Source organism: Paenibacillus phytorum (genome assembly GCF_013141715.1).
GTDB classification, from domain to species: domain Bacteria; phylum Bacillota; class Bacilli; order Paenibacillales; family NBRC-103111; genus Paenibacillus_E; species Paenibacillus_E phytorum.
Window position 1 is genome coordinate 1 of sequence record NZ_WHOA01000220.1, and the last position, 13,700, is coordinate 13,700.

A 13,700-nucleotide genomic window follows, 5' to 3' on the forward strand; every position below is an offset into this window, starting at 1 on the left:
TCTACTTTTGGGACAGCCCTTTATTTATTTCTCGTATCTTCCAAAGGCTATGAAGTATTAGTTAATCAAATCTTATTTACATGTTAGATGCAGACACCCTCTTCCTAGTGAAGAACCAAACACAAAACATTTGGCTAAATAAGTTCGACCCACGTCAGGCAGCTCTACTGCAGGATAAGCCAGTAAATTGTACTCTACATCAATCAAGCCAAGCGGACAAGTGAGTATCTACTTGAATAGGAAGGACATAGCCGCTAGCCGATTTTCAACTAGTAGATTGGTTGGTTATAATTTAAACTTTTGGGATTACCCCATTCAAATGATACCACTTGTACCTGAAACATTTGCTTTGATTTGTTGATGATTCCTGTTGCTTATATGCTGTTACATCAGTATTTCAGACGTGGAAATCATATTGCATGGGCTTAATTTGTATGAGCTTGGTTTACGCTTTTATTGGGGAACCATTTTGTAATTGGATCATGGTTGTTGTCTATATCAAGAGGAAGTATGTTTACTCTGCCGTGTATTACATCGTTATCGGAATCATTGTAAGAGTGATTATAGAAAAACTAAAAGGGAGACAGGAAGAGCGATGGCCTCCTCATGCTTGAGGAGGCCATCTTTCTTCAATCACCACTCCTTACGAAGTGCAAACAAATCTCTCAATTCGTCGTTTGAGAGTTCCGTAATCCAACCTTCGGAGGTGGAGATCACGTTCTCGCTTAGACTCATCTTGCTCTCGAGCATCTCGTCGATTCGTTCCTCTAATGTGCCGAGAGAGATGAACTTGTGTACTTGTACATTGCGCGTCTGTCCCATCCGATAGGCTCGATCCGTGGCTTGGTTCTCTACGGCTGGGTTCCACCAACGGTCGAAGTGGAACACATGGTTCGCTGCGGTCAAATTGAGTCCGACTCCGCCAGCTTTCAGCGATAAAACAAAGATACCCGGCCCCGCTTCATCTGCGGCTTGGAACGTATCAATCATCTTATCGCGCTCCAACTTGGGCGTGCTTCCGTTCAGATACAATACCGGTTCATTCCGATGTGCCCGCAGCACGTCTGCCAATATTCGCCCCATGCCTACATACTGGGTGAAAATCAGGCAGGAGTCGCCCTCGTCCCGGAGTTCACCGACCATGGCAACCAGCCGCTCAAGCTTCGCGGATCGCATCACGAAGGCTTCGCGGCTCTCCTCGGAAAGCAGAGTTTCCTCCGATAGATCAACTTCCTTCGTAAGCAGCATAGGGTGGTCGCATAGCTGCTTTAGCTGTGTCAAAGCTGCTAGGATCGCTCCTTTGCGCTCCATGCCTTCCAGCTTTTGCATACGTTCCATGAGATCCTTGACGGATCGTTCATAGAGTGCTCCTTGCTCGGCTGTTAGATTGATATAGACTTTCATTTCAAGTTTATCAGGCAAATCAAGCTGGATCGCAGGATCTTTCTTTTTGCGGCGCAGCATGAAAGGTTTGACGAGCTTCTGCAGCTGTGCCGTTCGTTCCTCGTCGTGGTGCTTCTCAATCGGATTCGCAAAACGATGTTGAAACCCGCGTTGGTTCCCGAGGTATCCTGGATTAAGAAAGTCGTAGATCGACCACAGCTCGGATAATCGATTCTCAATAGGTGTTCCTGTCAGCGCAATGCGGTGCCGAGCTTTGAGCGTGCGGATCGCTGCGGATTGTTTATTCTGGGCATTCTTGATATTCTGGGCTTCATCCAAGCAAAGGGAACTCCACATGGTTTCCTGCAAAGTCTCTTGATCCATCAAAGCTGTCGTATAAGAGGTAAGCACAATATCGGTGTCTTTCAAAACCGTAGAAAGTGCCTCACCGCTTAGTCGTCCCTTCCCGTAATGAAGATAAACCTTTAAATCTGGAGCAAAGCGGACAAGCTCCTTCTGCCAGTTGCCAAGCACGGAGGTAGGGCAGATCAGTAGGGCAGGCTGCTCGGACTCCGCTCTATGGTGGAGTAAATACGTGATGAATTGAACGGTCTTACCGAGCCCCATGTCATCGGCTAAACAGGCGCCAAGCCCGAATTTCCTAAGGAAGCTCAGCCACGTGAAGCCCTCGCGTTGATATCCGCGAAGCTCAGCTCGCAACCCCTCCGGCACAGCAATTTCTTTCAATTCCGAAGGCTGACCAAGCTGACGCAGCAGCGCCAAGAGATGCGCATTCAGCTCGACTTCCAGCTTCAGCCGTTCTTCATTATCTGCTTCTTCTTCCGCCGTAAGACTTTCCTTTTGGGTTCTTTCCTTTTCGGATTCACTTAACAGGTGTAGCTGAAAGATATCCTGTAGGGACAGACCTTCTTCCGGATTCACGCTTTCCATGAGTCTCTTGATTTGCTCCAATAAAGCAGGGTCTAAGTACACCCATTGTCCACGGAATCGGATAAGCCGTTCATTGCGGCTAAGCAGACCAGCGAAATCTGCTTCGCTCAGGTCGGTATCGCCAATGGCAATCCGCCAATCGAAGTTTACCAGTGAGTTCAGCCCGAACAGCGACTCGCCTCTGCCGCCAGCTTCTGAGGAAACCTTTGCGCGCAGCCGAGGCTTCCGTTTCGAGGCAGCCTCCCACCAACCGGGGAGCATGACATTCCAGCCATCTTCCAACAAAAGGCGGCTGTCCGTTGTCAGAAACGACCAAGCTGCTTCGTCGCTTAAAGGCTCTGCAAAAAGCTCGCCGCCGTTATTTCGCCCAGGCAATGCTTCTGTTAATCTTGTAGTCCAGCCAAGAGAACGCTCCTGAATATACGGGCTCCAATCACTAGCCCAAGTGCCTGAAGCACGTCCATCAGCATAAAGGCGAATTGGCGTTAACACAGATCCTTCACTTTTATCTTGCAGTACCAAGCGAAGGCGCCACGTATCATCGTTCTCGTCCGGTTCCAGCAGCTGCAGAGCAGGGCGGAAGGGAGCGGTGTCCGGTCTCCAGCCCAGAGAGGCAAGCCATTCTTCGTCCGTGAAAGAATCAGCCGAGGTAGGGGCAGCTTTCTGTGCTCGGAACAGGGTTGGATAATCCCGCCGAAGATCGGATAGGGCAGCTTCATTGGGATAGTGCTCAGCCGAAACCACGGCAGAGAAGGCGGCACGCAAGCCAGACATTCCGTCACCAAAGCCATCTAAACTTTTTAATGCATGCCAGTCAAGTTCTTTCAGTGACTCCGTCTCGGCATCCCAAGTCCAAGCCAGATTCCCATTCCGGAATGCGCTGTAACTGGGTACATAGTGACCTGCTTTAGCTTCTCGGTATAGAACCGGCGCCAATTCTAGCAGCCCCTTAGTGGTTTCGTTTCCACCTTCCCATCGGAGGACATCCATGAAATAGGGTTCTGCGAAGAAGGGGAGCACCATCTCCACGGGCAGGACCGTAAGTGTTAACTCTCCAGCTACCAGTTGGTCCAGAATGGTCCCATAGTAAGATGACTCGTGCCACGCGAACAGCAGCTTTCGAAATTTATCTCCGGGCACATCGCGTCCGTCCTGCAGTCCCCAGAGTAAGGCATCTCCACTATCCGTTAAGGTCACGTTCAATGTCATATCATGCAATTTTGTGCTCATCCCAGTAGCTTTCCTTTCCTAAGTTCCTCTTGCAGCGCCCTCAGCCTGCTGTGTCGTTCCACGAAACCAGAAAAGAAATGTTCCCATCGCTCGGTTTGTTTCATTTTCTTGTACACTTTATCGAGCCTCTTGAGGAGCCTCACCGCTAATTTGTAATCATGCCGATTTTTCAAACTGACATAGTGATCTACCGCTTGATGGTAATAGGGTAGAAGGAGTTTTGGTGTATCCTTCTCAATCGGCTGCAGAACATTGACGCGATGGTAAAGAGGGTCATGCCCCTGAAGGATCTGCATTTCCAACCATGGCTTCCATTTTCTTTGTTCGTATAGCATTTCCTCAATAATCCGGAAAGAATAAGGCAATAGCTCTTCTAGAACGCTCCACATGTGTTCTTCCGCTTGAGGGAGATGCACGATGACTTTTGTCCAAAAATCGGCATAAACCTCAAGTTCTTTGGTCCGTTTCCGATTGAAAAAAGAGACTGATCTTCTCAACCAATTCACTAACTCTACCCAGTTCTGGGTGTCATATAGATAGTCTAGGAAAGGAATAAATAGTTTGGCAGGGGCCTCTTTGAAAATACCATTCGCTTCTAAAGACTCCCAAGCTTCTTTACTCCTGGATTGCTGCAAGTACAAGAAGGCCTTTGCGGCCGAGAGAGAAGGTGAGGGACTGTCCATTGCTATCGACTCAAGAGCGTCTATTTCCTTAGTTACATAGTGACTCGCCTCGGGATCTGGAGTAACCCAATATTTCCAAAGCACCGTATAGACGCCATAATCTTGATAGTTATGACCAACTTCTTCAGCCATCTGCTGTCTGATATAACTTAACGTCTGTTCAAGGCGCTCTCCGGAGATCGTGAAGTTGAGAAGAGGTGATTTTTGCTTCAGCCAAGTATGAATTTCATCGTAAACCCGGTAAAGGGTGGAAGAAGTGTAGTAACTTACACCACCTTGTGCATTCTGCTCTTTTATTTTTCTAAGGATAAATAATTCCTGATGCATGTCAAAAAAAATCCGATCCATATCAGAAAAAGGAATAGTGCTCTTCTTGATGTTTTGCAATTGCTGACGCAGCAGGTCAACATAATTTCCCAAATCATATGTCGCCTTAATGGGGGACGTGTAATGATTCAGGAACTTCTGCCAGCTGGATACATCCATTTTGGGTAATTGTGTGAGCGTAGACTCCAAAGAGGTAATTGAAGTGGCCCGTTTAAGATGCAGTTTGGCATTCATAATTTGGGAAGCAGGGTAACCTAGACGATCCCCAAGCTCCATCCAAACGGCTGCCATATGCTTGCAAGAGGCTGGTACTGGACAACTACATTCACTGGAGCGGGGCTTGTCTAAGTTCAGAGTGACTCGGTAGTCTCCTGATTCTTCCTCTTCCACCCGGGCCTGAACGACTCGAGTCTCAGAAATGATCACAGAAGCTACACGCTGTTGTTTAAAGTAAGTAAACCCTCGACTAAGGGTAACGTCATTATAAGTTTCGGCTACGTACTCCAGCAGCTTCAACCATTGTTCATCATTTAAAACGGGAGAACTCATAGAATAGCTCCTTTTTTCCACTCTCAATAATCAAAATCATCTTTTAGTATAAATAGTGAAGCTGATAATGTAAATTTAAAGAAATATGTTCAAATCATATAACAAATGAGAATGATACACCAGTTAGTGAGTCTATTTAATAGGAAGGATGATACTCTTTGAAAACTCGGATAAAGTATTTTGTAGCCATAATAACTTCCGTCGTTTTAGGCTTAAGTTCAAGAACGTTCTCCGGCCTAATCCCTCACTTTATTGCTAAACATGCTGGGGACGTGCTTTGGGCAAGTATGGTCTATTTTGGATTTCGATTTCTTTTTATACAGAGAAGTTTAAAATGGGCATTAATAATCAGTGTCTTATTTAGCTTTGCTATTGAATGTAGTCAGTTATATCAAGCAGAATGGATCATCGAAATAAGAAATACGGTCATTGGATCCCTCATACTTGGAAGAGGATATTTAACGGTTGATTTGTTTCGATATGTCATAGGTATTACAATTGCTTTTTGGATAGACAAGCTATGGCTGCAGCGCGATAAGCGCATTTAATCATGCCATTTACCCACGTAGGGACGATTTTCGCATCCAACCTATCAGTACGATCAAGAGAGGATAGACGATGCCTATTAGGAGTGCGAGGGAAATAAACGTTAAGCTATCCCATTTCTCTTCATACGATGTATTTGGATATACAACAAGAGATAGAACTGTAACAATCAATCCTAATGGAAAACAAAGCATTTTGTAATCACGAAAATGGAACACATGCGCAATGCCTCTTATCGTTGTGTGAAAAAACATAGATAGTTTGAAATAAATCGAAACAAGCCACAAAAATGCCGCAATCACTTCAATTCGTTGTAAAAAATTTGCTACATTAATTCTTTGTGCAAGGGCGTAACTGGGATAAACTTGCATAGCCGTATTATCTGCCCCTAATACCAGAACACTTGAAACGATGAGTAGAAGCATCATTATGCCACTAACGATTACGCCTATTAAATAAGCTTTCTTAGCCCTTTGCATACTAGTAACTTGATGAATGATGGGGCCAATCGTAATAAACAATGATATATAAGTATAACTAGTGATTCTTACTGCAGATCTAACGACCGGAAGGGTGGTTGTTTCCCCAATCGGTAAAAGATTGTTAAGTTCCATATTAGGAATATTAATGACCATGAATAAGATAAATAAAAGCACGATCCAAGGGAAGAAGATCTCAGCAGTTCTCAACATGACAACTATCCCTAGCTTTGCTCCCATTATGACAATTAGCATGAATATGATGTGAATAGATTGGATTGGCGTTTCCGGCATGATTTGAGTGACCATAAAATGACCCACATAAAAAACAACTTCTGAACTCAGAATGAGTGTTATTAGTGCAAGACTTAACGTTATAAACTTCCCCAACCACTTGCCAAAAACTTTATCATTAATTTCAAAAATAGAACACTGTGGGAACTTCTTGGAAATAAATACATAAAGCCAAACGAGAACAACACCCATTGCAATACTTACGATTTGTGGCATCCAAGCATCCTGCTTCGCATCTGCCGCAACTGATGCCGGAATAACCAAGATAGCCGTTCCAATGGCATATAGGATGACGATAATCATTAATTGTCGCGGTGAAATTTGATCTGTACCCATATATACACGTCCCTTATTTGCCTCATTTATCCCTTTTTCTTCGCAAGTAGCTAAGACTGATCAATAAGAGTGGATACACGAATCCAAAACAAAACGTGAGCGGAACCCATGTCAATACATCCCATTGGTGTGTATAAGCCGCATTCGGATATACCACTAATGAAAGCACTGTGACGATAAATCCAATTGGAGTCGAAAGAGATTTGTGATTCTGGATCTGAAATAATGATGCAATTCCTTTAATCGCTACATGAAAATAAAGTGTCAATTTAAAATAAATGGAAATAAACCATAAGAATGCAACAGTGACCTCGATACGCTGCAAAAAATTCCCTACACTTATTTTCTTTGCCAATGCATAGGTGGCATACACTTGTCTTGACGACTGGTCGGGTCCCATCACCAAGATGCTAAGAAAAGCAATAATAATCATCAAAATTCCGCTCGCTATACCCCCATAGAGAAATGATTTAGTGAACCCTTTAGGGAATTTAACATCGCTTGAGATCAAGCAAAACGTAAAAATGATAGGAAAATAGGAATAAACGATCATAAATATGGATGCCCGAGTAAGAGACATTATACTTGCTTCACCTATGGGCAAAAGGTTCTTCATTTGGGCCTGCGGCGTTACAAAGATCACCAATAGAAAAAATAACAGAAGAATCCACGGGAAAAAGATTTCCGCGGTTCTCCCCAATACAACTACGCCTAGCTTTGCACCTAGAATTACAAAAGTAATCATAAGAATATTTATGGCTTGTATAGGTGTCGTTGGCATGATTTGAGTAGTCATGAAGGCGCCAATATAGTATAGTACCTGTGCGCTAAGCACAAATGCGATAAAGACTAAAAAGAGTGTTACAGCTTTGCCTAACCATTTCCCTAATACAAGTTCATTCATTTCGAATAACGTATAATCGGGATACATCTTCGCTAACTTCACATACATCCATAAGAAAAGCAAACCAATGCCTACGCCCATTACACCTGAGATCCAGGCATCCTGCTTAGTTTCTGCGGCTAACATCGAGGGGACTACAAGAATGGTCGTTCCCACCGAAAATAAAATAATCAGGATCATGAGTTGACGAGCCGATAATATGTTCTCGTTATTCATGACATGCCTCCCTAAGCAGGATAAATGCTTACAATTTTATCAAACCGATTTGCAGTAAAACTTTGGTTAATGGCACCATTAGAAACGTAATCCAGTCGGCCGGATTAGGTATTTGTTTGGCCATTCCTTTCAGAGTCGCCATCACATTACCAAGCAACATGAGTGTGCAGTAGATCCAAACCTCCTTCCTACATCCTTGTTTCCATAAGCGCGGAATCTCATAGCACGCAATGAGAATTGATAACGCAAGTACACATAGCCCGATTAACATAACTATTACTCCTTCATATCGTTAACAACGGAATCACCCAGTGTCCCGGTACCTCTAACTTTGGCAACTATATTCAGATGGGGTTCCAATTCCTTGAAAAGTTCTTCCCAGTTGTTCTTCACTTTATTCCAATACTTAGGATCAGCGCGATGAACAGCCTCACCGAAACCCAATATATCTGCACCTAGTTTTTGTGCCTTCTTAATGGTACTCTCCATATTAGACTTAGCAAATTCAACATATTTTTTATCTAAGTAATCGATGGTTTCGACTTTGAATAGATCGATTTTACATTCCACATCGGAAACATTTCCCTCTGCTCGAGATTCAATGTAAATCTCAGGTTTATCGTTTTTTACAACGGCATATACCTTGCTTTTGATGCGGGCCACATCAATGCCAATGTTCCCTCCATTAGGACAGACCAGATGTATAGCAGACCGCTTTGATTGATTGGTAATAACGGAATAAGCACGAGACTCATTTTCGTTTAGCCAACCAACCAGTTTATCTTTCTTGATGATCGCGTTACCTGAGTATTTTAATCGTGCAGGAGGCCCTGTGTAATCAATGTTTTTGTTACTAGTGCCAACCTTCTGATCTCCAATAACCTGAATTCCTGATATGACCGTACTCTTCCCTGGGGTTACTATAGAATTCGATAATTGATCTAGCTGAATCGTTACTGCAGCTGTCCATTCTTTCTTAGCTGCTTCGAGGGAGTTAAAGATGTAATTGGCTGGAACTTTCTCCAAAGGTGTCATCACACTTAATAATTTCTTAGCGGTGCCTTCTCTGGCAATGACCACGTTGAAATCAGATCGAAATTCGCTCCCTCTCATTAAATAATCCATCGAATTGACAATCCCTCTCTTGGCTAATTCCTCGGAAAACACCAGAATACGGATATGAGCGAAATAGATCTTTCTCGAAATCGACGAAGTCAATCGTTTCACAGCTTCGTTTAGTGTGTCGCCTTTAGATGAATACACAATAACGGGACTTTCATGCTCACTTTTCGCCTTCGTCACACTGCCAGGATTAACAATTTGAACGGTTAACTCAAACTGATCACCCGCAATATCAATGCCTACTCCCTCAGCAATGGCAATATCATTAAGCTCCTTGCGGCTCCAACAGCCACTTAACAGTAAGACTATGGTAAGTAAGCAAGCTGTTAGTCGAATAAATGATTTCACATCTGCCTCTTTCCTCCTTCTAAGGTTTGAAGGGCTTCCTATTCGCTTTTTTGACTACATTATTGGCATTAACGATGCGAACTCGTGAAAATAACGATTGAAAAGGAAATCGAAATAAGGCATCCTTTTGTTTGTTCAATTCAAGCGGAGCAAAAGGGCTTAAATAAGGCACACCGAACGACTGCAAACTATTCAAATGCAGAATAAGTCCAAGTAACCCTGCGAGTATGCCGAAAAATCCGAATGAAGCAGCCAGAGCCATCAGAGGAAATCGCAGGATGCGAATGGCATTTGATAAGTCGTAAGAAGGGGAAACAAAGCTGGAAATCGCAGTAATGGAAACAACGATAACCATGGCTGCCGAAACAATTCCGGCTTCGACTGCTGCTTGCCCAATGACAAGCGTTCCAACAAACGATAAGGCAGAACCTATACTTCGTGGCATGCGTAAGGCTGCTTCCCGTAAAACCTCAAATGTAATTTCCATCAATAATGCTTCGATAAACGCCGGAAATGGAATACCTTCTCTTTGTGCAGCGAGGCTAATGAGCAATTGAGTCGGCAGCATTTCTTGATGGAACGTTGTTATTGCCACATAAAAAGATGGGGCTAGTAAGGCAATGAGAAATCCAGCATAACGAAGCATCCTTACTAATGTGCTAATATCTACCCGATGATAATAGTCCTCGGAAGCTTTGAGGAAAGTTTCAAATAAAGCAGGAGCAATCAGCACGAAAGGGGTCCCATCTACAAGAATGGCAACTTTGCCATGAATCAATTCAAGTGCGATGACGTCTGGACGTTCTGAGTTATAAACGGTTGGGAAAGGAGTGATCACTTCATCCTGAATGAGTTCCTCAATATTACTGCTCTCGAAAATCCCGTCGATGTTAATCTGAGTCAATCGATTGCGGGCCTCCAGAATTAGTGAATCTAAAGCAATACCTTTCACATACATAAGAACAACGTCAGTTTGGGTAACCTGGCCTACCTGGAAGGTTTCCATCCATAAATTCGGATCTTTGATCTTTCTTCGAATCAAGGCGGTATTCGTTCGAATGGATTCGGAGAAAGCTTCCCGCGGCCCGCGAACGACGGTTTCTACATTCGTCTCTGTAACACCTCGGTCTTTCCACCCTTTGGTAGCAGCTGCCAGCCCGGTTGTATACCCGTTCATCAGTATGACGGAATCGCCCGATAGGATATGGTGGAGCATTCCTTTCATATCCGATACCTTCTGAATTTCACCAATCGTCAGAGTATGTATGGTTAATACATCAAATGGGTCTTGCTCGGGATCAATTTCCGTGGTATCCGCCATCAAAGATCTCATCATGAAATCATTGACGACTTTCGCATCAACTAGTCCATCTGTATACAAGAGGGCTAACCCTTCTGTAATAACATTATAGGTAAACTCTCGAATAACAATATCCGTGCTGTTTCCGAGACTTTGTCGAACGTAATCAATATTTTCTTGAATGGTTGAGAATAAAGGCATGGATGCCGTTGGTTCTACGATTGTGTTCTGCGAAGGAGTAATTGGATTCTTTTTGGAGCGCAGCCAGTGAGCGAACATGTGGTAGTTTCTCCAAGTTCTAGGATGTTGTTATATCATACATCATTTCCTGAACTTTCATGAGGTATGCGTACTGAAGTTCTTTTGTTGTGTCTCGAGCAACAAATTAACCGCACAAGTGTCTTAAATCGGAATTCATCGTCATATATGCTCACTGGAGGTTTCGGGATGAATGGATGAATGGATGAATGGATAGATGAATGAAGGATAGCTCTTTAAATATACAAATAATGCCCTAAACACTTCTTTTGGAAGCGCAAGGGCAGAAATTAATTCAACGATATTCAGCTAAAGTCATGCAGTCAAAAGGTAGGCTTCAGTCGAATGATCTTATCATCGCCTGTTTTAGGCTTGCCGCGACCGTCTCTGTTATTCGTCATGAGATATAAAGATCCGTCAGGTCCTTCATAGACATTGCGAAGCCTGCCGAATTTCCCTTGAAACAAATGTTCTACGTTGGAGACTGTATCGTACTTTGGACCTTTTAGATTTATTTTTAAAAGCCGTTCTCCCCGTAATCCTGCCACCAGTAGGCTGCCTTTCCAAGGCCCTTTGCTAACGAATGCTGCGCCTGATGGTGCCCACGTTTCTTTTCCGCTTTGTAGGATTGGCGTTTTTAGATTAGCTTTCTCTGGACTTGATGCTATTTCACCTTCAATTAATGGCCAACCATAATTGCCCCCAGGCTCAATAAGGTTAATCTCATCATGTGCGGTTTGTCCATGTTCGGAGCTGTACAATTGCCCTGTTTCTGGATGCCAAGCGAGCCCTTGAGGGTTACGGTGGCCCATGCTATAGATAGCTGAATTCTTAATCGGATTAGAGGCAGGAATAGACCCATCTAGGGCAATTCGTAATATTTTGCCTCCCATGCTAGTTGGATCCTGTGCTAATGGAGGATCGTACCGATCACCAGAAGTAATATAAAGCAGCTTATCGGCACCAATTTTAATCCTTCCGCCGTTATGGTTTTCCGCTCCTGGTAATCCGGAAATTAATACTTTATCCAGCTGCGCTTTATTATTTTTTTCGATAAGCCTCAACACACGATTGTTAACTTGATCCTTTACTCGATAGGTGTGATATACATAGATATAGTGGTTTTCCATAAAAGAGGGATCAAGCGCAAGTCCTAGCAATCCTCCCTCTCCTTCGCTGATGAAGGGGGCTTCGAAAGAAATAAGCGGCTCAGGGTTCAGAAAACCCTTCTCAATAACACGCAGAGTACCGGGTCTTTCCGTGAAAAAAATCCGGCCATCCTTCGCAATATCCATCTCCCAAGGGACGTTAAGTCCTTCGGCAACTGTTTCCATTGTATAGGGAATATCCAATTGTGTAGTTGAAGTCTGACCTGGAGAGGGTTCAATAACTTCTTTATTCCGCGTACAGCCAGAGGTTATTCCAAGCGATAAAGCTATTAGAATCACTAGGATCGTTCTCATAAACCTTTCCCCCTCAATGATTAGGATGAACATGCGTTTAGCCTGTGGTTTGCAAAAATTATTATACCATTTTGTGGCAGGAAGCGATAAACCGCACTGATTCTCAAATTTTGAATTGGATGGATAAAATAAGCGCGAAAAAGGTCAGTGCCTTCAACGGAAGGCACCGACCTTTTCAACTTATCCTATTTGATTAGCCATTTACCACTTGTCCACCAACACGTGCAGCACTTGCCCCGACGTATACGAAGAATCGTCCGAGGCAAGGAACACGTAGGACGGTCCAAGTTCCTCAGGCTGTCCGGGGCGCTTCATCGGACTGTTGGATCCGAATTTGGATACCTATGCGATGAACCATAATTCTCGGTACCCCGCAATGCGAAGTGGAAGATACCCGTAACCCAAATACTCGTGGTAGTATAAGAAGAGAACATTGTTAGGTAATTAGCAAAAGTTTGATATAAGGAGCCAAAATCTTATGATTATATATCAAAATGAACATACAACCGTTTTTCAAAGCGCATTATATCAAACGACATCAACCGTTCTGCTGACGAAGGAAATGGTACTAATCGTTGATCCGAACTGGCTTCCAAATGAAGTTGATGAAATTAGAAATTATGTTAATACGGTAAAAGGTGATCGGGACCTATACCTGTTATTTACGCATGGGGATTTTGATCACGTTATTGGTTATAAAGCGTTTCCCGGCGCTAAAACAATTGGAAGTTACGCACTAAGCTGTCACCCGAAGAAAGACTTTAAGATTGCTTTGATTCAAGAATTTGATAGGAAACATTATATTAATCGAAATTATCCCGTCGAATTTCCAACCCTTGATATCATCATTTCGGAAGATGCCGAGGAACTTAGGATAGGGGATACGTTATTGACTTTTTATAAATCCCCAGGACACACGTCGGATGGATTGTTTACTGTCATTGAGCCGTTGGGTATTTGGATTACGGGCGATTATTTATCAGATTTCGAATTACCGTTTATTTATCATAGTGCCAAAGCATATAAGGAAACGATGATTACGGCAAGTCAGATATTAGATAAACACAATATCGAGCTGTTAGTTCCGGGGCATGGACAAGTTACCAGCGATACAGTGGAGATGAAAAGGCGTTTGGACATGTCTTCTGATCATTTGGAACGGCTTATAAAGGCGGTCATTGTAAAAGATGAGAATGCTATCGCGGCGCTTGGTGATGAGCATGCTTATAAATCTTCTTTTACAGAAGAATGCCACGAAGAAAATATTAGAATCATTAAGCTGGAATATTCTAGTTAAGCAATTGGCGTGTG

At 43.4% G+C, this 13,700-nt stretch carries 10 protein-coding genes and 1 pseudogene; 2 read left to right on the forward strand and 9 right to left on the reverse strand.

The window, feature by feature from the left end:
- Positions 1-633 precede the first annotated feature (633 nt).
- Together GC098_RS30815 and GC098_RS30820 are read right to left on the reverse strand one after the other, a co-directional pair.
- Positions 634-3,564 carry a DEAD/DEAH box helicase gene (locus GC098_RS30815; protein ID WP_171647418.1) on the reverse strand — a complete coding sequence of 977 codons (2,931 nt, stop codon included), beginning with the start codon at positions 3,562-3,564 and terminating at the stop codon, positions 634-636.
- Positions 3,561-5,123: an SWIM zinc finger family protein gene (locus GC098_RS30820; protein WP_171647420.1), complete on the reverse strand. Its 1,563-nt coding sequence runs from the start codon at positions 5,121-5,123 to the stop codon at positions 3,561-3,563. The genes GC098_RS30815 and GC098_RS30820 overlap by 4 nt, the downstream gene beginning before the upstream one ends.
- 158 nt (positions 5,124-5,281) lie before the next feature.
- Between GC098_RS30820 and GC098_RS30825 the strand changes: the two genes are divergently transcribed.
- On the forward strand, positions 5,282-5,671 hold the full coding sequence (locus GC098_RS30825; protein ID WP_171647422.1) for a ribosomal maturation YjgA family protein: 390 nt from the start codon (positions 5,282-5,284) through the stop codon (positions 5,669-5,671).
- A gap of 9 nt (positions 5,672-5,680) precedes the next feature.
- Here the strand turns inward: GC098_RS30825 and GC098_RS30830 are convergent, their stop codons facing one another.
- From GC098_RS30830 to GC098_RS30860, 7 genes and pseudogenes are all read right to left on the reverse strand, one after another.
- Complete coding sequence (locus GC098_RS30830; protein ID WP_171647424.1) at positions 5,681-6,778, reverse strand: GerAB/ArcD/ProY family transporter; 1,098 nt, start codon at positions 6,776-6,778, stop codon at positions 5,681-5,683.
- A gap of 22 nt (positions 6,779-6,800) precedes the next feature.
- Complete coding sequence (locus GC098_RS30835) at positions 6,801-7,898, reverse strand: GerAB/ArcD/ProY family transporter (RefSeq protein WP_171647426.1); 1,098 nt, start codon at positions 7,896-7,898, stop codon at positions 6,801-6,803.
- 28 nt (positions 7,899-7,926) lie between these two features.
- Positions 7,927-8,169 (reverse strand): hypothetical protein, encoded by a 243-nt coding sequence (locus GC098_RS30840; RefSeq protein WP_171647428.1) that lies wholly within the window; start codon positions 8,167-8,169, stop codon positions 7,927-7,929.
- 5 nt (positions 8,170-8,174) lie between these two features.
- Positions 8,175-9,368, reverse strand: a complete 1,194-nt coding sequence (locus tag GC098_RS30845; protein ID WP_171647430.1) for a Ger(x)C family spore germination protein — start codon at positions 9,366-9,368, stop codon at positions 8,175-8,177.
- Between the two features lie 19 nt (positions 9,369-9,387).
- Positions 9,388-10,947 carry a spore germination protein gene (locus GC098_RS30850; RefSeq protein ID WP_171647432.1) on the reverse strand — a complete coding sequence of 520 codons (1,560 nt, stop codon included), beginning with the start codon at positions 10,945-10,947 and terminating at the stop codon, positions 9,388-9,390.
- Between the two features lie 302 nt (positions 10,948-11,249).
- Positions 11,250-12,389 (reverse strand): PQQ-dependent sugar dehydrogenase, encoded by a 1,140-nt coding sequence (locus GC098_RS30855; protein WP_246359068.1) that lies wholly within the window; start codon positions 12,387-12,389, stop codon positions 11,250-11,252.
- A gap of 193 nt (positions 12,390-12,582) precedes the next feature.
- Positions 12,583-12,731, reverse strand: a pseudogene (locus GC098_RS30860) (SDR family oxidoreductase); the annotation flags it as partial.
- Between the two features lie 136 nt (positions 12,732-12,867).
- Here GC098_RS30860 and GC098_RS30865 point away from each other — a divergent pair.
- The gene (locus GC098_RS30865) at positions 12,868-13,686 is read left to right on the forward strand and encodes an MBL fold metallo-hydrolase (RefSeq protein WP_171647436.1); all 819 of its coding nucleotides are present in this window, start codon (positions 12,868-12,870) and stop codon (positions 13,684-13,686) included.
- Positions 13,687-13,700: the final 14 nt, after the last annotated feature.

What these genes read in the sequence shown, in the direction of transcription:
- GC098_RS30815 (WP_171647418.1), bottom strand. Translation starts at nt 3,564, where the DNA reads ATGAGCACAAAATTGCATGATATGACATTGAACGTGACCTTAACGGAT.
- GC098_RS30820 (WP_171647420.1), bottom strand. Translation starts at nt 5,123, where the DNA reads ATGAGTTCTCCCGTTTTAAATGATGAACAATGGTTGAAGCTGCTGGAG.
- GC098_RS30830 (WP_171647424.1), bottom strand. Translation starts at nt 6,778, where the DNA reads ATGGGTACAGATCAAATTTCACCGCGACAATTAATGATTATCGTCATC.
- GC098_RS30835 (WP_171647426.1), bottom strand. Translation starts at nt 7,898, where the DNA reads ATGAATAACGAGAACATATTATCGGCTCGTCAACTCATGATCCTGATT.
- GC098_RS30840 (WP_171647428.1), bottom strand. Translation starts at nt 8,169, where the DNA reads ATGTTAATCGGGCTATGTGTACTTGCGTTATCAATTCTCATTGCGTGC.
- GC098_RS30850 (WP_171647432.1), bottom strand. Translation starts at nt 10,947, where the DNA reads ATGTTCGCTCACTGGCTGCGCTCCAAAAAGAATCCAATTACTCCTTCG.
- GC098_RS30855 (WP_246359068.1), bottom strand. Translation starts at nt 12,389, where the DNA reads ATGAGAACGATCCTAGTGATTCTAATAGCTTTATCGCTTGGAATAACC.
- GC098_RS30865 (WP_171647436.1), top strand. Translation starts at nt 12,868, where the DNA reads ATGATTATATATCAAAATGAACATACAACCGTTTTTCAAAGCGCATTA.